Annotated in this window: 21 protein-coding genes; 6 read left to right on the top strand and 15 right to left on the bottom strand. The window is 64.2% G+C overall.

Annotation, left to right across the window (positions count from 1 at the left end; all coding sequences use genetic code 11):
- Positions 1–98 precede the first annotated feature (98 nt).
- Positions 99–1,325: a GGDEF domain-containing protein gene (locus V6B15_RS03540; protein WP_334200054.1), complete on the top strand. Its 1,227-nt coding sequence runs from the start codon at positions 99–101 to the stop codon at positions 1,323–1,325.
- Between the two features lie 19 nt (positions 1,326–1,344).
- Here V6B15_RS03540 and V6B15_RS03535 read toward each other — a convergent pair whose 3' ends face one another.
- The 5 genes from V6B15_RS03535 to rpmF form a co-directional block, all read right to left on the bottom strand.
- Complete coding sequence (locus tag V6B15_RS03535; protein WP_334200053.1) at positions 1,345–1,716, bottom strand: MerR family transcriptional regulator; 372 nt, start codon at positions 1,714–1,716, stop codon at positions 1,345–1,347.
- 8 nt (positions 1,717–1,724) lie between these two features.
- On the bottom strand, positions 1,725–2,024 hold the full coding sequence (locus tag V6B15_RS03530; protein ID WP_197458094.1) for an integration host factor subunit alpha: 300 nt from the start codon (positions 2,022–2,024) through the stop codon (positions 1,725–1,727).
- A 126-nt stretch (positions 2,025–2,150) separates the two neighbouring features.
- On the bottom strand, positions 2,151–3,116 hold the full coding sequence (locus tag V6B15_RS03525) for a beta-ketoacyl-ACP synthase III (RefSeq protein ID WP_334200052.1): 966 nt from the start codon (positions 3,114–3,116) through the stop codon (positions 2,151–2,153).
- Positions 3,113–4,150: a phosphate acyltransferase PlsX gene (gene plsX, locus V6B15_RS03520; RefSeq protein ID WP_253523418.1), complete on the bottom strand. Its 1,038-nt coding sequence runs from the start codon at positions 4,148–4,150 to the stop codon at positions 3,113–3,115. Before plsX ends, V6B15_RS03525 begins: the two co-directional genes overlap by 4 nt.
- A gap of 27 nt (positions 4,151–4,177) precedes the next feature.
- Entirely contained in the window at positions 4,178–4,357 is a 180-nt protein-coding gene (gene rpmF / locus V6B15_RS03515; protein ID WP_253523415.1) for a 50S ribosomal protein L32, read from the bottom strand.
- Positions 4,358–4,592: 235 nt separating this feature from the next.
- Between rpmF and V6B15_RS03510 the strand changes: the two genes are divergently transcribed.
- On the top strand, positions 4,593–4,991 hold the full coding sequence (locus V6B15_RS03510; RefSeq protein WP_334200051.1) for an MAPEG family protein: 399 nt from the start codon (positions 4,593–4,595) through the stop codon (positions 4,989–4,991).
- An 85-nt stretch (positions 4,992–5,076) separates the two neighbouring features.
- Here V6B15_RS03510 and V6B15_RS03505 read toward each other — a convergent pair whose 3' ends face one another.
- The gene (locus tag V6B15_RS03505; protein ID WP_253523437.1) at positions 5,077–5,718 is read right to left on the bottom strand and encodes an MBL fold metallo-hydrolase; all 642 of its coding nucleotides are present in this window, start codon (positions 5,716–5,718) and stop codon (positions 5,077–5,079) included.
- Between the two features lie 120 nt (positions 5,719–5,838).
- Here V6B15_RS03505 and V6B15_RS03500 point away from each other — a divergent pair, with 120 nt between their 5' ends.
- On the top strand, positions 5,839–6,216 hold the full coding sequence (locus tag V6B15_RS03500; RefSeq protein ID WP_334200050.1) for a hypothetical protein: 378 nt from the start codon (positions 5,839–5,841) through the stop codon (positions 6,214–6,216).
- Between the two features lie 12 nt (positions 6,217–6,228).
- On the opposite strand, the gene V6B15_RS03495 is transcribed toward V6B15_RS03500, so the two are convergent.
- On the bottom strand, positions 6,229–6,870 hold the full coding sequence (locus V6B15_RS03495) for a S24 family peptidase (protein WP_334200049.1): 642 nt from the start codon (positions 6,868–6,870) through the stop codon (positions 6,229–6,231).
- 171 nt (positions 6,871–7,041) lie between these two features.
- Between V6B15_RS03495 and V6B15_RS03490 the strand changes: the two genes are divergently transcribed.
- Together V6B15_RS03490 and V6B15_RS03485 are read left to right on the top strand one after the other, a co-directional pair.
- On the top strand, positions 7,042–7,257 hold the full coding sequence (locus V6B15_RS03490; RefSeq protein WP_334200048.1) for a hypothetical protein: 216 nt from the start codon (positions 7,042–7,044) through the stop codon (positions 7,255–7,257).
- The gene (locus tag V6B15_RS03485; RefSeq protein WP_334200047.1) at positions 7,247–7,600 is read left to right on the top strand and encodes a hypothetical protein; all 354 of its coding nucleotides are present in this window, start codon (positions 7,247–7,249) and stop codon (positions 7,598–7,600) included. Before V6B15_RS03490 ends, V6B15_RS03485 begins: the two co-directional genes overlap by 11 nt.
- 592 nt (positions 7,601–8,192) lie before the next feature.
- Here the strand turns inward: V6B15_RS03485 and V6B15_RS03480 are convergent.
- From V6B15_RS03480 to cysS, 5 genes are all read right to left on the bottom strand, one after another.
- Complete coding sequence (locus V6B15_RS03480; protein ID WP_334200046.1) at positions 8,193–9,626, bottom strand: aldehyde dehydrogenase family protein; 1,434 nt, start codon at positions 9,624–9,626, stop codon at positions 8,193–8,195.
- Between the two features lie 24 nt (positions 9,627–9,650).
- A complete protein-coding gene (locus V6B15_RS03475; protein WP_334200045.1) occupies positions 9,651–11,306 on the bottom strand; it encodes an acetolactate synthase large subunit in 1,656 nt (551 codons plus the stop codon).
- 103 nt (positions 11,307–11,409) lie between these two features.
- Positions 11,410–12,348: a D-2-hydroxyacid dehydrogenase gene (locus tag V6B15_RS03470; protein ID WP_334200044.1), complete on the bottom strand. Its 939-nt coding sequence runs from the start codon at positions 12,346–12,348 to the stop codon at positions 11,410–11,412.
- A 37-nt stretch (positions 12,349–12,385) separates the two neighbouring features.
- Positions 12,386–12,697 (bottom strand): DUF559 domain-containing protein, encoded by a 312-nt coding sequence (locus tag V6B15_RS03465; protein WP_334200043.1) that lies wholly within the window; start codon positions 12,695–12,697, stop codon positions 12,386–12,388.
- A gap of 2 nt (positions 12,698–12,699) precedes the next feature.
- A complete protein-coding gene (gene cysS / locus V6B15_RS03460) occupies positions 12,700–14,199 on the bottom strand; it encodes a cysteine--tRNA ligase (RefSeq protein WP_334200042.1) in 1,500 nt (499 codons plus the stop codon).
- A 167-nt stretch (positions 14,200–14,366) separates the two neighbouring features.
- Between cysS and V6B15_RS03455 the strand changes: the two genes are divergently transcribed.
- On the top strand, positions 14,367–14,828 hold the full coding sequence (locus V6B15_RS03455; RefSeq protein WP_334200041.1) for a hypothetical protein: 462 nt from the start codon (positions 14,367–14,369) through the stop codon (positions 14,826–14,828).
- On the opposite strand, the gene V6B15_RS03450 is transcribed toward V6B15_RS03455, so the two are convergent.
- The 3 genes from V6B15_RS03450 to fsa all read right to left on the bottom strand — a co-directional run bounded on the left by V6B15_RS03450 (position 14,825) and on the right by fsa (position 18,164).
- Positions 14,825–15,499, bottom strand: a complete 675-nt coding sequence (locus V6B15_RS03450) for a nitroreductase (RefSeq protein WP_334200040.1) — start codon at positions 15,497–15,499, stop codon at positions 14,825–14,827. The two genes, V6B15_RS03455 and V6B15_RS03450, sit on opposite strands and share 4 nt — an antisense overlap.
- Positions 15,500–15,674: 175 nt before the next feature.
- The gene (gene cobT / locus V6B15_RS03445) at positions 15,675–17,501 is read right to left on the bottom strand and encodes a cobaltochelatase subunit CobT (protein WP_334200039.1); all 1,827 of its coding nucleotides are present in this window, start codon (positions 17,499–17,501) and stop codon (positions 15,675–15,677) included.
- The gene (gene fsa, locus V6B15_RS03440) at positions 17,502–18,164 is read right to left on the bottom strand and encodes a fructose-6-phosphate aldolase (RefSeq protein ID WP_334200038.1); all 663 of its coding nucleotides are present in this window, start codon (positions 18,162–18,164) and stop codon (positions 17,502–17,504) included.
- Positions 18,165–18,204: the final 40 nt, after the last annotated feature.

Below are 18,204 nucleotides of genomic sequence, written 5' to 3'. Positions count from 1 at the left end.
GGCCGGCAAGAACCTGCCCTCCGGCCCCTGGCCTAGGGACAAACCCTTAGCGCGCGCTAACCCCCTCCCAAAGCGGCGCCGCTAAACATTCATCAACCATGAAAAGATTTAGGAAGGATGACCGCGCACTCGTGGAGATGCGGACCGATCGGGAGCTTCCCGAGGCAACCCCCATGCCCGGTCGCGACGAGGTGCAGCGCGCCATCCTCAAGGCACTGGTGGATACCGAGCAGCGTTCGGTCCTGGCCAATATGTCCTGCTGGATCGTCACTGCCATCGCCGCGATTTTCCTGCCGACCGCGATTTATTTCGTCTTCCCGCTGATCTTCCGGCTGGTTGCCATGGTCGGCACGCGCACCACTTTCGCGCGCCTGCGCGCGGCGCTGGAAGAAGACCGCCCGATCGCGCGCGAATACCACTTGCTCACCGCGGCGTTGGTGGTGGGCGGTGCGGCCTGGGGGGCCACCCTGCTCCCGATCCTCGCCTATCCCACGCTGCATCCCGCGCGCCTGCTGGTCGGCGGGGGCACGCTGGTGGGCATGAGCATCATCGCAACCATGCTCTCGCCCGCCCCGCGGCTGGCTTTCTCATTCGCAATCGGGTTTCTCGGCGCGTTCGGCGCGGGCCTGGTGATCACCGGCACACTCGGCGGACTGACCTTGATGCTCGGCATGGCGATCCTCTTCCTGATCTTCATCGCCTATTCGCATGCCTCGACCTTCAGCCACAGGCGCGCGGCGCAATTGCTGGTCGAGAATCGGCGGCTAAGCGACGATTTGCGTACTTCGCTCGAACGCGCGCTGCACATGGCCGATCACGACAGCCTGACCGGCCTGTTCAACCGCCGCGCATTCTTTGCCCACACCAAGCAGGCACCATGGGCCAAGCGGTTGGTGATCATGATCGATATCGACCATTTCAAGACCATCAACGACCGCTATGGCCATGCCGTGGGCGACGTGGTGCTCAAGCGCATTGGGCGGGTGATCCGCACGGTCCTGCAAGAAGAAGTCGGCGCGGATCATTTCGCCGCGCGGCTGGGCGGCGAGGAATTCGCGATCATGGTGCCCTGCGGACCGACCTTCGAAAACCGTGCCCTGACCGATATGCTGCACCGCCGGATTGCGGGCATTGCCGAGCAGATGGAAATCGAAGGGCTGGTGACCACCGCCTCGCTCGGCGTTTCGGTAATGGACCGCCAGCAGACGCTCGACGAAGCGCTGCACAATGCGGATACCGCGCTCTACCGCGCCAAGGCGCAGGGCCGCAACCGGACCGAATATGCACTGATGTCCGCGCGAATGACGACGATCCAGAGCGCCTGACGCGCGCGCGCCGAACCCGTCAGTCGAGCGCTGCCACCAGCTGGGCGCGCATGGCCTTCAACCGGGCCAGCAGGTCGCCATCCACAACGGGTGCCGAAGCGGTGGTCACCTGCGCCTGCGCTGCAGCCTGCGGGTCGGGCGCGCCGCGCAGCGCGGCCTTGGCCCCCTTGAGCGTATAGCCTTCCAGATTGACCAGCCGGTCGATCCGCTCGACCAGTTCGACATCTTCGGGGCGGTAATAACGCCGTCCGCCGCTGCGGGTGAGCGGCTTGAGCATGGGGAATTGCTGTTCCCAGTAGCGCAGCACATGCGCCTTGATTCCGGTCGCCTTGGCGACTTCGCCGATGGTGCGCAGCGCGCCCGCTTCCTTGCCGTCGTCGAATGTCGCCATGTCTGTCCTCAGCCGTTCGCGATACGCTCTTTAAGCAGCTGGCTGGCGCGGAAGGTCATCACGCGGCGCGGCGTGATCGGCACTTCGACCCCGGTCTTGGGATTGCGGCCGATGCGTTCCTTCTTGTCGCGCAGTACGAAGCTGCCGAAGCCCGAAATCTTTACATTCTCGCCATCCGCCAGCGCATCGCACATCTTGCCGAGGATCGCTTCGACCATGTCGAGCGATTCGGCGCGCGAGAGCCCCATCTTGCGGTTGATCGTCTCGGCCAGATCGGCCCGGGTGAGCGTGCCCACGGAGCGCATCATATCCATACTATCCTTCCCCTCAGATGCGACCCTGAGCGAGATGCGACCCCATTCGAAGATTCGCCAAGCAATATAGGAGTTTGCCGCCAGTCTGGCAAATCGCCCGCCCCGCGTTTTCGCGCCGTGCTACATCCGGGCGAGCGAAGCGCCCCAGGTAAACCCGCCGCCCATCGCTTCGAACATCACCAGATCGCCCGGCTTGATGCGCCCGTCGCGCATCGCGGTATCGAGCGCGAGCGGGACCGAAGCGGCGGAGGTATTGGCATGCTGGTCGACGGTGACGACGACCTTTTCGGGCGGCAGGTCGAGCTTGCGCGCGGTGGCATCGAGGATGCGGGCATTGGCCTGGTGCGGCACGACCCAATCGATGTCGGTCGCGCCGACGCCGGTTTCGTCGAGCACTTCGGTGAGCACATTGGCGAGATTGACCACCGCATGGCGGAACACCTCGCGCCCCTTCATCCGCAGCTTGCCGACGGTGCCCGTGGTCGACGGGCCGCCATCGACATAGAGCATGTCCTTGTGCGCGCCATCGGCATGGAGCCGGCTGGCAAGGATACCCGGACCGTCATCGGCGACTTCCTGCGCTTCGAGCACGACGGCGCCCGCGCCATCGCCGAACAGGACGCAGGTGGTGCGGTCCTCCCAGTCGAGGATGCGGCTGAAGGTTTCGGCGCCGATCACCAGCGCCTTGGTCGCCATGCCGGTCCGCAGCAGCGAATCGGCAGTGGCGAGCGCATAGAGAAAGCCCGAGCAGACCGCCTGCACATCGAAGGCGACGCCGCCGCCGCATTCGAGTGCGGCCTGCACCTGCGTGGCGGTGGCGGGGAAGGTGTGATCGGGCGTCGCGGTGGCAAGGATGATCAGGCCGATCTCGCTTGCCTCCACTCCTGCGGCCTCGAGCGCCCTGCGCGCAGCGTGGATCGCCAGCGTGCTGGTGGTCTCGTCCGGATCGGCGATATAACGCTGGCGGATGCCGGTGCGTTCGACGATCCACTCGTCGCTGGTATCGACCTTGTCGGCCAGATCGGCATTCGTGACGCAGGTCCGCGGCAGCGCCGAACCCGTGCCGGTGATGACCGAACGAATCATTTACCCGCCACGCTCGATGGTTCGATCGCGCCGAGATCCTGCTTGATGCGATTGGTGATATCGTCCTCCAGCAGGCGCGCCGCGACTTCGACCGCATTGGCGACGCCCTTGGCATTGGCGCTGCCGTGGCTTTTGACCACCACGCCGTTGAGGCCAAGGAAGACCGCGCCATTGTGATTGTTGGGGTCAAGATGGTGCCGGATCAGTTCGGTCGCCGGTCGCGAGACCAGGAAACCGACTTTCGAACGGACGCTGGAGGTAAAGGCCTGGCGCAGCAGGTCGGTGACGAAGCGCGCCGCGCCCTCGATCGCCTTCAGCGCGATATTGCCCGAAAATCCGTCGCACACCACCACGTCGCATTCGCCGCGGTTGATCTTGTCGGCTTCGACATAGCCTTCGAATTCCATCGCCAGCCCGGTGGCGGCGCGCAGCGCTTCGGCGGCTGCCTGGATGTCCTCGGTGCCCTTGGTTTCCTCGGTCCCGATATTGAGCAGGCGGGTGCGCGGGCGTTCGCGCCCGGTGACGATCCGCGCATAGGCGGCGCCCATGATCGCAAACTGGACGAGGTTGCGGGCATTGCATTCGCGATTCGCGCCCAGATCGAGCATGACCACGTCATCGTCGGTCAGCGTCGGGAGCAGTGCGGCCAGCGCCGGACGGTCGAGCCCGGGCATGGTGCGCAGCGCAAGCTTGCTCATCGCCATCAGCGCGCCGGTATTGCCTGCGGAAACCGCGGCGCCGGCATCGCCCTGCTTCACCGCATTGACCGCAAGGCCCATGCTGGTGGTCTTGGCACGGCGCAACGCGCGGCTCGGCAGCTCGTCGCCGCCGACCACGTCGGTGCAATGCAGGATTTCGGACGCCCCGGCCATGCCGGGATGCGTGTCGAGTGCAGCCTTGATGCGCGCTTCATCGCCAACCAGCAGGAACTGGAACTTGTCGTGACGCCGACGCGCCAGCGCGGCGCCTTCGACCATCACGCGCACGCCTTCGTCTCCGCCCATCGCATCGACGGCGATACGCGGCAGGCTCATGGCGCTTCTCCGGCTTGGCTGACGGTCTTAAAGACCGACGGCGATGATTTCGCGGCCGTTATAATATCCGCAGTGCGAGCACAGATTGTGCGGGCGCTTGAGTTCGCCGCAGTTCGAGCACTCATGATGGGCCTCGACCTTGAGCGAATCATGTGCACGGCGATTGCCGCGGCGGTGGGGCGATACTTTCCTCTTGGGGACGGCCATGGCGGCACCTGTTCCTCAAACAATTACAGTCAATTTCGGTGGCCGCCCTAGGGGAAGCTCCGGCACCGCACAAGAGCGCGTGAACCCGAATATCCCGACCGTGACGGTGAAGGCGGGCGCTATAGCGAATTTCGCGAGCGATGCAACCCGTCTGTTGGCGTTGCGCGGCACGCGGCATCGCCCTAGCACCGCAACCGTATTCCGTATCGTACGGATCGCAAGGGGAGAGACGAGCATGGGCATTATCCTGCCGGTTACGCTTACCGCGGCAGCCGCCGCCGCCATTATCAATATCTGGCTCAGCATCCGCGTCGGGCAGATGCGCGCGCAACAGAAGGTTTCGATCGGCGACGATGCCGGGGGCCCGCTGACCGCGCGCATGCGCGCACAGCTCAATTTCGTCGAGAACACTGCCTTCGTGCTGGTTCTCGTCGCGGCAATCGAACTGGCGGCAAAGGGCGGCGAATGGCTCGCTTGGGTGGTCGCGGCCTATATGCTCGGACGCGTGGCGCACGGACTCGGCATGGATGGCGGCGCGCTGGCACGCGGTCGCCCGCTCGGGGTGATCATCACCATGCTGGTACAGCTGGGCCTTGCCGTGGTGGCGGTGCTGATCACGCTGGGCGTGATGTAGGAGGTTCTTGTTGCGTGCGGGAAGCGCGTCCGCGCTTCCCTTGCGGCACCGTATCGACGGAGGTCGATAGCGCATCCTAGAAAAATCAAGAAAGCGCGTAATCGCTCACGAAGGCGTTGGTCTGGCGTTCCTGGCCGAAGGTGCTGGTCGGGCCGTGGCCGGGGATGAAGGTCACGTCATTGCCCAGCGGCCACAGCTTCTGCGTGATCGCGTCGATCAAGTCCTGGTGGTTGCCCATCGGGAAATCGGTGCGGCCGATGCTGCCCTGGAATAAGACGTCGCCGACTACGGCGAATTTGCTCGGCCGGTGGAAGAAGACCACGTGACCGGGCGTGTGGCCGGGGCAGTGGATGACCTCGAGCGTGAGGTCGCCGACGGTGACGGTGTCGCCGTCAACCAGCCAGCGGTCGGGTTCGAACACTTCGGCCTGCATACCGTATTTCGCGCCGTCTTCGTCGAGTCGGCTGATCCAGAAACGGTCGGCCTCGTGCGGGCCCTCGATCGGCAGGCCGAGTTCCTTCGCCAGCACGCCCGCCTCGCCGCAATGATCGAGATGGCCGTGGGTGATGAGGATCTTCTCCAGCTCCACCCCGCTCTTGGCGACCGCCGCCTTGAGCTTGTCGAGATCGCCGCCCGGATCGATCAGCGCGCCCTTGTTGGTCGCGGTGCACCAGATCAGCGAGCAATTCTGCTGCAGCGGGGTTACGGGGACGATGCCCGCCTTCATCGGCGGGGTAGCGGGCGTTTGCGTGCTGTTTTCCATTGCTGGGGAAAGTGGTCCGGTTTGTGATCGAAAACAAGGCGCATCTCCGACTTTGTGCTATCGGGCAGGCAAAGGAGAGTTACCGTGCGAATAGTCGAAGTCATGGCCCTGGCGTTCCTGTTGCTGGCAGGCTGCCAATCCGCCGGCCCCGTAGCCGCCCCGGCGGCGGCGCCGAGCACTGCCGCGGCGGATGCGGATGCAGTGCCCGACTATGTCACCGCGATCTGCGGCGAATGCCACGCGGTGAAGGACAATGCGGTATCGGTGAACCCGCAGGCGCCGGGCTTCGCGGACATCGCCAACAGCCCCGGCCTGACGCGCGACACGCTGGTGACCTTCCTGTCGGATGCACACAATTACCCGATGCAGATGGATGTCGACCTGGTCGACGAGGATATCGAGGTGATCGCTGACTATATGCTCACGCTGCGCTCGGACGATTATATCAAGCGGCCCTCGTAGCGGCGTGGCGGGTCACACCCGCCCCCCTTTCCATACAACCCGGCCGATCACCTCGACCTCGTCGCGCGCGAGGTCGATCGGGGCGTAGCTTTCGTTGGCGCTGATCAGCGCGATGCGGCCCGGTGCGCTGGCCTGGACCTGCTTGACGTGCAGCGCATCGCCGATGCGCACGACATGGATGCCTTCGCCCGAACGCTTGTTGCGGTCGACGAAGATCTCGTCGCCGCTGCGCAGCGTCGGCTCCATGCTGTCGCCCTCGACGCGGATCGCGGTGAGATCGGCGCCCTCCAGCCCCATTTCGCGCAGCCAGCGGCGGCTGAAGCGGAAGCTGTCGAAGAAAATTTCCTCCGCCGAAAATGCGCCCGGCCCCGCCGAGGCATCGAGCGGGAGGCGGGGTACGGTGATGAACTCGTCCGCGGCAACGGTGTGCGCATGGGTTGGATGGGCACCCAGTTCGACCTCGGACACGCCGAAGAACTCGGCCAGCCGCCGCCGGTCCGCCTCCTCCAGCTTGCGCGGTGATCCCTTGCGTACGAATTGCTGCAGATAGCTGGGATTGCGGCCGAGCATGGCGGATAGCGAGGCAAGGCTGGTGCGCCCGGCCTCGGCCAGTTCGACCAGCTTCGCGCGGTCCGGCGTCATCGCTTCACTCATAAGACCGTGTCCTCAAGCCCGCCGTCATCCGACCCGCGTCGCGCAGGACGGAGCATGCGAGAAAATTCCTATAGCATAGGATTTTTCCTAGACAAGTAGGATTTCGGCTGGAACGAATCAGGAACACGGCGAGCGATTCGCCTGTCTGACCAGCCTATTGGGGAGCCCGCGATGCTGATCCGATCCGTCGAGAAATTCCTTCGCCAGCACGAGATGGCGGCCACCAAGTTCGGCCGCCTTGCGGCGCATGATCCGCGCTTCGTGCTCGATCTGCGCATGGGCCGCGAGCCGCGCGATCGCACCGAACAGCGCATCCGCGGTTTCATGGCCGGATTCCAGGCGGCGCGCGAAGCAGCATCCACGCAGGAGACCGCGCATGTCGGATGAAACAGCCCCGCCCCGCCCGCCGCGCGCACGCCGCACCGCCGCCGATCGCCTGCGCGCCGCGCTGGCCGACCTGCACCAGCATCGCGGGCAGGTGCTGACGCATACCGAGAAGGCCTGGGCCAGCATCACCTTCGCGGGCACGCGGCACAGCCTCGCAATCCTGTTCGCAGGCGGCGATGCGGTCGAGGCCGGCGAAGAGTTCGTGGCCGCCCTGCCCGATCACGAATTCGCCATCCCCGGCCAATTGGTCGCCGATGCAGGCGTCGTGGAAGTCGAACACCGCCTCACCCCCGAGCCGCGGCTGATTGTACGTTGCGAATTGCTCCTTCTTGAAGAGAGCTGAGGCTGTACGCATGGCAGCTTTCGTCACGCGTTACGTATTGTGGGAACGGCTGAATTTGGGTGGAAAGCGGACTACTATTGCTAACATTCTCCTATGATGAGGATCGAGGAGATGTCCGGTTTCGGCTAGGCGGCACCTGCTAAATTGATCCGCACCTTCTGCCGCGCGAACGAGGCGTGAAGGCAATCATAAATCTTGCTGAAATTAGCTTCATTGGATTTGCCATCCGAATCTAGCTCAGGATCAAAAGCAAAAGATGGATGCTCAGAGTCTGGACCATGCATCGGGATTGCCTTTCCCCAGTACCAGGTCTTGACCCCACACTCTTCAGCCGCAAGCCTTGCATTTTCCCTCGTGCCGTATGGCAACCGGTCGGAATCGTTCGTCTTCGAGCAAGCGGATAAGAGTGACACTAGTGCCACGACGCAAGTAATGAGCCACCTCACCCCAGCATCCCAACGAACTTCTCGAAAAGGTCGAAGCTGTCCATGTAGAATTGCTAAGCCAAATACCCAATGTCCGCAATCGGGTCGTTTACAAACCGTCTGCTTTCAGGCGGACAAAGCACGAACCGGCCCTTCCGCCGCCCAAATCACCCGCGCCGGATCACCAGGTTCCGGATCTCGGTCATGTCCTCCATCGCGAATTTGGTGCCCTCGCGCCCCAACCCTGAATCCTTCACGCCGCCATAGGGCATGTTGTCGACGCGGTAGCTGGGGACGTCGTTGATCACCACGCCGCCGACTTCTAGCCGGTCCCAGGCATCGAACATCTTGAACAAATCGCGCGTGAAGATGCCCGCCTGCAGCCCGTAGGTGGAGCGGTTCACTTCGGCCAGCGCCTCGTCGAAATGCTCGAACTTCTGCAGGATGGCGAGCGGGCCGAAGGCTTCTTCGTTGAGTGCCTTGGCATCCTTGTCCACCCCCTCAAGCAGCGTTGCCTCGAGCATATTGCCCTTGCAGCCGCCGCCGGTGAGCAGCGCCGCGCCGCCTTCGACCGCCTCGTCGATCCAGCCCTTGAGGCGGCTCGCCTCGCCTTCGGAGATCATCGGGCCGATGAAGGTGTCGCGGTCCTTGGGATCGCCCGCAACCAGCGTCTTGGTCCTGGCGACGAGCATGTCCCTGAAGCGGTCGTAGACATCTGCATGCACGATGATCCGCTGTACGCCGATGCAGCTTTGCCCGCTCTGGTAGAAGGCACCGAAAATGATCCGCTCGAGCGCATCGTCGAGATCGGCGTCGTGGTCGACCACCACCGCCGCATTGCCGCCCAGTTCGAGCACGACCTTCTTCTTGCCGCAGCGCGCCTTCAAATCCCACCCGACGGCGGGCGAACCGGTAAAGCTGAGCAATTTGAGCCGTTCGTCCACGGTGAACAGGTCGGCCCCGTCGCGGCTGGCGGGCAGCACGCTGAACGCGCCTTCGGGCAGGTCGGTTTCGGCCAGCACCTCACCCATGATGATCGCGCCCAGCGGGGTCTTGCTGGCGGGCTTCATCACGAAGGGGCACCCCACCGCGATCGCGGGCGCGATCTTGTGCGCGGCGAGGTTGAGCGGGAAGTTGAACGGCGAAATAAAGCTGCACGGCCCGATCGGATAGCGCTTCCAGATCGACTGATAGCCCCTGGCGCGCGCGGAGATATCCAACGGCATGACCTCGCCAACCATGCGCACCGATTCTTCCGCTGCGATACGGAAGGTGTCGATCAGCCGGGTAACCTCGCCCTCGCTGTCCTTGATCGGCTTGCCCGCTTCGACGCACAAAGCATAGGCGAGCTCGTCGAAGCGTTCGGTGAACCGCTCGACGCAATGCTGCAGCACCGCCTGGCGTTCGTAGCTGGCGAGCTGCGCCATCGGTTCGGCCGCCCTCACCGCCCCCGCAATCGCCTCGTCGATGATCTCGGGGCTGGCGAGCGCGGTGCGAAAAGCCACCTCGCCGGTGAACTTGTCGGTTACCGCCAGATCGGTGTTCGGCTGCGCGGCCTTGTTGTTGAGATAGAGCGGATAGGTGTCCTTGAGCGTGGGCATGTCGTCTCCTTCACCCGGTCAATCTCAGAGCTTCGCGCTCAGTTCCTTGATATCGTGGTTCAATATCCGGTCGTTCTCGGTGTAATCGACCGGGCAGTCGATCAGATGGACGCCCGGCGTATCGCGGCAATGCGCGAGCAGTTCGCTTAAGTGATCGCTGCTTTCGACGCGGTGGCCCTGCGCGCCGTAGCTTTCGGCATATTTGACGAAATCGGGATTGCCATAGGTCAGGCCGAAATCCTCGAACCCCATGTTCGCCTGTTTCCAGCGGATCATGCCATAGGCATCGTCGCGCAGGATCAGCACGATCAGGTTCAGCCCCAAACGCACCGCGGTTTCCATCTCCTGGCTGTTCATCATGAACCCGCCATCGCCGCAGATCGCCATGATCTTGCGGTCGGGATAAAGCATCGCGCTCATCATTGCGCTGGGCAGCCCCGCGCCCATCGTGGCGAGCGCATTGTCGAGCAGCACGGTGTTGGGCTGCGAGGCGCAATAGCCGCGCGCGAACCAGATTTTGTAGACGCCGTTATCGAGACAGATGATCCCGTCATCAGGCATGCTCTCGCGCACCTGCTGGACGAGATGCGGCGGGAAGATCGGGAAGCGTGTGTCGGCGGCGAGGCTCTCGGTATGTTCGAGCTCGGCGCGGTGATAGCGTTTGAGTTCGGCGCTCTGCCAATGGTCCTGCCGGGTGATGTCTTCCTTGATCTGCCAGATCGCATTGGCGATATCGCCGATCACCTCGATCTGCGGGAAATAAACCGGATCGACCGCGGCGCTGCGGTTGCTGACATGGATCACCGTGTGCCCGTTGTGGCGCATGAAGAAGGGCGGCTTCTCGATCACGTCGTGGCCGACATTGACGATGACGTCGGCTTCTTCGATCGCGCGGTGGCAGAAATCGCCCGCCGACAGCGCCGCGCAGCCGAGGAACAGCGGGTGCCGCTCGTCGAGCACGCCCTTGCCCATCTGCGTGGTGACGAAGGGAATGCCGGTCTTCTCGATGAATTCAGCGAGCATCTTGCCGGTCATCTTGCGGTTGGCGCCCGCGCCAATGACGAGGATGGGCTTGCTGGCCTGTTCGAGCGCGGCAACCGCCTGGTCGACCGCCTTGGGTTCGGCGCTGGGCCGGCGCGCGACGCTGCGCGGGATCGGCGCGGCGTCGGTCGGTTCCTCGGCGATATCCTCGGGCAGTTCGAGATGGACCGCGCCGGGCTTCTCCTCCTCCGCGAGGCGATAGGCTTCGCGCACGCGGCTGGGGATGTTGTCGCCCGCATGCAGCTGGCGCGTATATTTGGTGATCGGTTCCATCATCGCGACCACGTCGAGGATCTGGAACTGGCCCTGCTTCGATTTCTTGATCGGTTTCTGGCCGGTGATCATCATCATCGGCATGCCGCCCAATTGCGCATAGGCGGCGGCGGTGACGAAATTGGTGGCGCCGGGGCCGAGCGTTGCGATGCAGACGCCGGTCTTGCCCGTGTGGCGGCCATAGGTCGCGGCCATGAAGCCGGCGCCCTGTTCATGGCGCGTGAGCACCAGCGTGATCTGCTTGGAGCGGCTGAGACTGTCGAGGAAGTCGAGGTTTTCCTCGCCCGGGACGCCAAAGATGTACTCGCAGCCCTCGGCTTCGAGACACTCGATAAACAGGTCGGACGCCTTGCGTGGCTCGGTCATACGCGATTCCCCCCTTCGCGGCCCGCACAGGCAGGCGTGAACAGAAATACGCGACCCGAGTCTTCCCGGCTTTTTGCAGGCCTAACAGAGGCCTGCGGACGTGTCAGTAGCCGAGACCCAGATCCATCTGCGGCTGGACCGGTTCGCCGCGCTGCCAGCGTTCGAGATTGTCGATGAAGCGGTCCGCGCTGCGCTGGAACATCTTGGTCTGCGCGCGGCCCGACAGGTGCATGGTAACCTGCGCATTCTCGAGGTCCCACAGCGGGTGATCCTCGGGCAGCGGTTCGGGATCGGTCACGTCGAGCAGCGCGGCCTCGATCTTCTCCTGCTGCAGCGCCTCGACCAGCGCCGCCTGATCGACCACGTCGCCGCGCGCGATATTCACCAGCACGCCATTGGGGCGCATCGCGGCCAGTTCCATCGCGCCGATCATGTGGCGGGTTTCCGCGGTCGAGGGGACCGCCAGCACGACCCAGCCGAACTCGCCCAGCTTCTCGCGCCATTCGCCGGGCTTAAGCGCGCCGTCCGCGCCCGAGCGGCGCACCGGCACGACCTTCATGTCGAACGCCTCAAGCCTCGTCTTTATGAGCGATCCGATCGCGCCCATTCCCAGCAGCAGCACGCGCTCGCCCGCCAGTTCGCGCTTGCCCGGACTGTCGAGCAGCCATTCGTGGCGGTCCTGCGCGCGCACCACGTCGCGGTAGCCCTTGGCATGCGCGAGCATCAGCATGACGACATATTCGGCAATGGTGATCGCATTGATGCCGACGCCATTGGTGACCACCACGCCGCGCTCGGCGAGCAGGTCGAGCGGCATGAAATCGAGCCCGGCATAGATCGAGTTCATCCATTTGAGCCCGGTCGCGGCGCGCGCGATCTCGATCATCGGTTCCTTTTCGTTGAGGTCGAACCAGCCGATCTCCGCCTGCGGCGCGAATTCCAGCGCCTGTTCCTTGCTCATGAACCACAGCGGCTCGACCCATTCGGGCAGGCGCGGTTCGACCAGCGGGCGGATCATGGCGGACAGGACGGCTTTGGTCATCGAATTCTCCCTCGACGCCTCCATTGCCGCTCGGGCGCTATTTCGCAAACCGTTCCTTGCGGCGGGTGGCGATGTCGAGGATTGCCGCGGCCACTTCGCCCGCATTGCGCAGGACATGGGTCGGCGGGACCTGCATGATGTCGACCCGGTGGCGTTCCTTCCAGCGTTCGCGCGCGCCGTTCTCATTGGCGCGGAAAGGGTCGTCATCGACCTCGATCGCGAGATGCGCCGCGGCGCAGTAGAACGGCAGGGTGAAGCCCTCGGCCTCGTGATCGCGGAGGAATTCCAGCTCCCGGGGCGCGTCCTTGAGGTGCTGCCACAGCAGCGTCTGCGGGTCGGCCTTGGCCATGCTTAGAGCTTCCATTCCCATCCGAGCGGATCGCCATCCATAACCTCTACGCCTGCGGCTGCAAGGCTGTCGCGGATGGCATCGGAGGTGGCGAAATCCTTGGCCGCGCGCGCCTGCTTGCGGCGCAGGAGTTCGGCCTCGATCTCGTCCTCGGTAATGGCCGCGTCTTTGGGGCGGATACGGAGGTCGGTGCGGGTCAGGTTGAGCAGACCGAAGCCGAAGATGCTGTCCATCGCCGACACCACTTCAAGCTTCTTTCCCGGGCTGACCTTCTTCTTCGCCAGCACCTGCTCGAGCAAGGTCAGCGCGATCGGTGTGTTCAAATCGTCGGAGATCGCCTCGTCGAAGGTGAGGATCAGGTCCTGAAACATCCCCATTCCGTCACCCTGAAGCTGGTCCAGAGTCCATTGTGCGGGGGGCGAAATGGATGCTGAACCAAGTTCAGCATGACGGGCCTTGAGGTTCTCGACCGCCATCACGATCCGCTTCAGGCGGGTCAGTGCAGCGCCCAGCCCTTCCCACGAAAACTCCAGCTCGCTGCGGTAATGCGCCTGCAGGCACATCATGCGGTAGGCGAGCGGGTGGTAGCCCTTGTCGAGCAGCAATTGCAGCCGCAGGAATTCGCCCGACGACTTGCTCATCTTGCCGCTGCGCTCGACGAGGAAGTTGTTGTGCATCCAGATCTTCGCGCCCGAATTGGTCGCTTCCGACAATCCGCCGCAGCCGCAGAAGGCCTGGTTCTGCGCGATCTCGTTGGGATGGTGGATCTCGCGGTGGTCGATCCCGCCGGTATGGATGTCGAAGGGAAAGCCGAGCAGCTTCTCGCCCATGACCGAGCATTCGAGATGCCAGCCGGGCGCGCCCTTGCCCCACGGGGAATCCCATTCCATCTGCCGCGTCTCGCCCGCCGGGGTCTTGCGCCAGATCGCGAAATCGGCGGCATTGCGCTTGCCCGCGACGGTCTCGATCCGGCCCTCGCCTTCCTCGGTCACCGCACGCGCGAGGCGGCCGTAATCGGCCACGGTCGAGACATCGAAATAGAGCCCGCTGTCGAGCTCGTAGCAATGCTGGTCGGCGATGCCCTTCGCGAAGTCGATCATCTCGCCGATATAATCGGTCGCCACCGACCATTTGGCCGGCTCGCGGATATTGAGCGCTTTCACATCGGCCCAGAAGGCCTCGGTATAGTGCTTCGCGATGTCCCAGATCGACTGCGCCTTGGCGGCAGCCATCTTCTCCATCTTGTCCTCGCCCGCATCGCCATCGTCGGTCAGATGGCCGACATCGGTGATGTTGATGATGTGGGTGAGGTCGTAGCCCTTCCAGCTCAGCGTGCGTCCCAGCACATCGGCGAAGACATAAGCGCGCATATTGCCGATATGGGGGTAGTTGTAGACCGTCGGCCCGCAGGAATAGACGCGCGCCTCGCCGGGGTGGACGGGGGTGAATTCCTCCAGCTCGCGGGTGAGCGAGTTGAACAGCTTGAGCGGCGTGTCGGTCATATCCGGCGTGTGGCGGCGCGCATAGTGCGGGTCAAGCGGCACATTGCGACGGTTTGCCAAGTGTGTTACTGGTGCAATACATTAGGAGACGCGGTATGCTCGGCGACCTATCCCCTTTGGTATTGGTGCATCTGGGTGCAGCAAGCATCGCAATCATACTGGGCGCGATGATTTTCCTGCTACCGAAGGGCACGCTGCGGCACCGGACGATGGGCAGCGGCTATATCGCCGCCATGTTCGTCACCGTGGTTTCGGTCGTCCCCGTCCGCGCCACGGTGATGCCGTTTTTCGGGACCCGCTTCGGCTTCTTTCATGTTTTCGTGCTGTTCGGCTTCGGCGCGCTCCTGTTCGGGGTCGCGAAGCTGTGGCGCTGGCGCAAGACGCGCGATGTCGAGGCGCTGCGCGCGCATCAGGTGCATCTGGCCTATAGCTATGCCGGGCTGCTGATGGCGGGGTTCAGCCAGCTTGCCACCAACCCGCGCTGGCAGCTTGTCGAACTTACCTCCGCAGGCCAGTTCTGGGGCATTTTTGCAGCGGTGAATGCGGCGATATACGGTGTGGCGGTGTGGCTGATCCAGTCGCGGCTGGCGAAAGGCGATCCGCGGCGCTGGTACCCGCAGCCGGCCTAGCCCCACCCCTCCCAGCGCACGCTTTCCTCGATCCCGGCGCGCTTCACGGCGAAATTGTTCACCGCGGCTTCCTCGTCGCGGTAACCGATCGCGACACCGCAGAAGAAGGTGTGATCCTCGGGAATATCGACCATTTCGCGGATCTGCGGCGCATAGACCGCCCAGGCTTCCTGGAAACAGGTGTCGAGCCCTTCCTCGCGCGCGAGCAGGCCCACGGTCTGCAGCCACATGCCGATATCGCTCCACTGCGGCGGGCCCATGTACTTGGGCGTGTGGACCAGCATCAGCACCGGCGCCCCGAAGGCTCGGAAATTGTTGGCGAACCACATCAGCCGCTTGCCCTTCTCCTCGCGGGAGATTGCGAGCGCGCCATACATGTCCTCGCCCACACCGCGGCGGCGCTGTTCATAGGCGTCGTCGAGCTCGGGCGGATAGACATTGTATTCGGGCGCAAACGCCGCGCGCCCCTTGGGCAGGTCCTGCGCGACGCGGTCGAACAGCGCCTGCATCGGCTCGCCGGTCAGGACGATCCCGTGCCACGGCTGCGTATTGCCGCCCGAGGGGCTGCGCTGCGCCTTCTCGAGGATGCGGGTAAGCGTTTCGCGCTCGACCGGCTGATCGTTGAAAGCGCGCACGGAACGGCGCGTCTGGACGGCTTCGGTAACGTTCATGGTAGCTTGTCTCTCCTCCTCGCCTGCAAGCAGGCGCCCCAATTTGCGGCTTCTGACCCCGGCCCCCCGGCCCGTCGCCCCCCACGAAGGCGGGGGTCCCGCTCACTTCCTCGCCAGCTTCGCAGTAGCGGGATCCCCGCCTGCGCGGGGATGACGATGCGCGAACAGGCGCGGCCTATTTCTCGATCTCGAACAGATTGGCCAATTGCTCGATAATCGTCCCGCCAAGCTGCTCGACATCCATGATCGTGACCGATCGCTTGTAATAGCGCGTGACGTCGTGGCCGATGCCGATTGCGGCGAGTTGTACGGGCGACTGGTTCTCGATCCAGTCGATCACCTTGCGCAGATGGCCCTCGAGGAAGCCCGCGGGGTTGACCGACAGCGAGCTGTCGTCGACCGGCGCGCCGTCGGAGATGACCATCAGGATGCGGCGGTCCTCGGAGCGGCGCAGCAGGCGGTCATGCGCCCACATCAGCGCCTCGCCGTCGATGTTTTCCTTGAGCAGGCCTTCGCGCATCATCAGGCCGAGGTTGCGGCGCGCGCGGCGCCACGGTTCGTCGGCCTTCTTGTAGAGGATGTGGCGCAGATCGTTGAGCCGGCCGGGGTTCGCGGGCCGCCCGTCGGAGAGCCACATCTCGCGGCTCTGCCCGCCCTTCCACGCGCGGGTGGTGAAACCGAGAATCTCGGTCTTCACGCCGCAGCGTTCGAGCGTGCGCGCGAGGATATCGGCGCTGATCGCGGCGATCGAGATCGGCCGCCCGCGCATGCTGCCCGAATTGTCGATCAGCAGCGTGACGACCGTATCCTTGAACTCGGTATCGCGTTCGATCTTGTAGCTCAGCGCATGGCCAGGGCTGACCACCACGCGGGTCAGGCGCGCGGCATCGAGCATGCCTTCTTCCTGGTCGAAATCCCAGCTGCGGCTCTGCTGCGCCATGAGCCGGCGCTGCAGCCGGTTGGCCAGCCGGGTGACCACGCCCTGCAGGCCCGCCAGTTGGCTGTCGAGATAGGCGCGCAAACGGTCGAGCTCTTCATTGTCGCACAGCTCGGCGGCTTCGATTTCCTCGTCGAATTTGTGGGTATAGGCCTTGTAGTCGAAGCCTTCGGGGAAGTCGGTCCACGGGCGATTGGGGCGGACGGGCTGCATGCCTTCCTCGCCATCGTCCGACGGATCGCCATCGGACATTTCCTGTTCGCCCTCGACGTCCTGGTCGGCATCACCCTCGGCCTCGCCGTCGGTCACTTCCGAACGGGCATCGGCGGCATCGGGTTCGGCCCCGCCCTCGTCTTCCTCGTCGGTTTCGTCCTGGTCCTCGGGGTTCTCGCCTTCCTCGTCCTCGCCATCTTCGGCATCGGTCGGTTCGGGCGTCTCGGGCAGCGTCAGATCGAGATCGCGCAGGATGTCGAGCGTCAGGTTCTGGAACGCGCGCTGGTCGTCGAGCACATCGGCCAGCCCGTCCATGTCGGTGCCGATCTTGGCAAGGATATCCTCGCGCACCAGATCGACCGCCGCGCGCGCACGTTCGGGCACCGCCTCGCCGGTCAGCGCTTCGCGCAGCATCAGCGACAGCGCGGTGGGCAGCGGGACATCGCCGGCAGCCTCGGCGCGCACGATCGGATCGGATGCGGTGCGCATTTCGACCGCCGCGTCGAGATTGCCGCGAATGCCGGCATAGCGCGTCGCCCCGATCGCTTCGTAGCGGACCTGTTCGATCGCGTCGTAACAGGCGCGCGCGATCGGTTCGGGCGGTGCGCCCTTGCCGTGCAGCGCTTCGCTGTGATGCCGCAGCCGCAGCGCGAAACTGTCGGCGAAGCCGCGCGCTTCGATCGCCTGCTCGCGCGGGAGATTGCGCCCGGGCAGCGGCACGCGGAAGTTCTTGCCCGACTGGGTCGGAGCATCCGCGCTCCACGCCACCTCGACTTCCGCTTCATGCGCAAGCGCGCGGCTGGCGCCGGTCAGCGCCTGCTTGAAGCGGTCGAGAGGGGTCTGTTCGCTCACTTATGCGGTGGGGATCGACTGGCCCGTCTTGTCCCAGTCCTTGAGGAAGCCCTCGATGCCCTTTTCGGTCAGGACATGCTTGAACAGGCCCTTGATCACCGCCGCGGGCATGGTCGCGACATCGGCACCGATCCGCGCGCTTTCGAGCACATGCACCGGATTGCGGATCGAGGCGACGAGGATCTCGGTCGAAAAATTCGGATAGTTGTCGTAGATCAGGCGGATATCGCGGATCAGCGCCATGCCGTCGAAGCCGTTGTCGTCATGCCGCCCGACGAAGGGCGAAACGAAGGTCGCGCCCGCCTTGGCCGCCAGCAGCGCCTGGTTGGCGGAGAAGCACAGCGTCACATTGACCATCGTGCCATCGGCGGTCAGCTTCTTGCAGGTCTTGAGCCCGTCGATCGTCAGCGGCACCTTGATGCAGACATTGTCCGCGATCTTGCGCAGCGTTTCGGCCTCTTTCATCATCGTGTCGTGATCGAGCGCGACGACTTCGGCGCTGACCGGGCCGTCCACGATATCGCAGATTTCCTTCGTCACTTCCATGAAGTCACGGCCCGATTTGGCGATCAGCGAGGGATTGGTGGTGACGCCGTCGAGCAGGCCGGTGTCGGCCATTTCCCTGATGTCGGCGATATCGGCGGTGTCGACGAAGAATTTCATGCGCGAGGCTCCGGGGGAATTGCGATTCCCGCAGAGCCTT

The organism is Qipengyuania sp. Mu-71 (assembly GCF_036867055.1).
In the GTDB taxonomy this organism is placed as follows: Bacteria; Pseudomonadota; Alphaproteobacteria; order Sphingomonadales; family Sphingomonadaceae; genus Qipengyuania; species Qipengyuania profunda.
Note: the sequence above shows the minus strand (reverse complement) of the source record. Positions and strands in the feature narration are given on the sequence as shown.

Coding starts and splice junctions, on each gene's coding strand:
- V6B15_RS03540 (WP_334200054.1), top strand. CDS start 99: ATGAAAAGATTTAGGAAGGATGACCGCGCACTCGTGGAGATGCGGACC.
- V6B15_RS03535 (WP_334200053.1), bottom strand. CDS start 1,716: ATGGCGACATTCGACGACGGCAAGGAAGCGGGCGCGCTGCGCACCATC.
- V6B15_RS03530 (WP_197458094.1), bottom strand. CDS start 2,024: ATGATGCGCTCCGTGGGCACGCTCACCCGGGCCGATCTGGCCGAGACG.
- V6B15_RS03525 (WP_334200052.1), bottom strand. CDS start 3,116: ATGATTCGTTCGGTCATCACCGGCACGGGTTCGGCGCTGCCGCGGACC.
- plsX (WP_253523418.1), bottom strand. CDS start 4,150: ATGAGCCTGCCGCGTATCGCCGTCGATGCGATGGGCGGAGACGAAGGC.
- rpmF (WP_253523415.1), bottom strand. CDS start 4,357: ATGGCCGTCCCCAAGAGGAAAGTATCGCCCCACCGCCGCGGCAATCGC.
- V6B15_RS03510 (WP_334200051.1), top strand. CDS start 4,593: ATGGGCATTATCCTGCCGGTTACGCTTACCGCGGCAGCCGCCGCCGCC.
- V6B15_RS03505 (WP_253523437.1), bottom strand. CDS start 5,718: ATGAAGGCGGGCATCGTCCCCGTAACCCCGCTGCAGCAGAATTGCTCG.
- V6B15_RS03495 (WP_334200049.1), bottom strand. CDS start 6,870: ATGAGTGAAGCGATGACGCCGGACCGCGCGAAGCTGGTCGAACTGGCC.
- V6B15_RS03490 (WP_334200048.1), top strand. CDS start 7,042: ATGCTGATCCGATCCGTCGAGAAATTCCTTCGCCAGCACGAGATGGCG.
- V6B15_RS03485 (WP_334200047.1), top strand. CDS start 7,247: ATGTCGGATGAAACAGCCCCGCCCCGCCCGCCGCGCGCACGCCGCACC.
- V6B15_RS03480 (WP_334200046.1), bottom strand. CDS start 9,626: ATGCCCACGCTCAAGGACACCTATCCGCTCTATCTCAACAACAAGGCC.
- V6B15_RS03475 (WP_334200045.1), bottom strand. CDS start 11,306: ATGACCGAGCCACGCAAGGCGTCCGACCTGTTTATCGAGTGTCTCGAA.
- V6B15_RS03470 (WP_334200044.1), bottom strand. CDS start 12,348: ATGACCAAAGCCGTCCTGTCCGCCATGATCCGCCCGCTGGTCGAACCG.
- V6B15_RS03465 (WP_334200043.1), bottom strand. CDS start 12,697: ATGGCCAAGGCCGACCCGCAGACGCTGCTGTGGCAGCACCTCAAGGAC.
- cysS (WP_334200042.1), bottom strand. CDS start 14,199: ATGACCGACACGCCGCTCAAGCTGTTCAACTCGCTCACCCGCGAGCTG.
- V6B15_RS03455 (WP_334200041.1), top strand. CDS start 14,367: ATGATTTTCCTGCTACCGAAGGGCACGCTGCGGCACCGGACGATGGGC.
- V6B15_RS03450 (WP_334200040.1), bottom strand. CDS start 15,499: ATGAACGTTACCGAAGCCGTCCAGACGCGCCGTTCCGTGCGCGCTTTC.
- fsa (WP_334200038.1), bottom strand. CDS start 18,164: ATGAAATTCTTCGTCGACACCGCCGATATCGCCGACATCAGGGAAATG.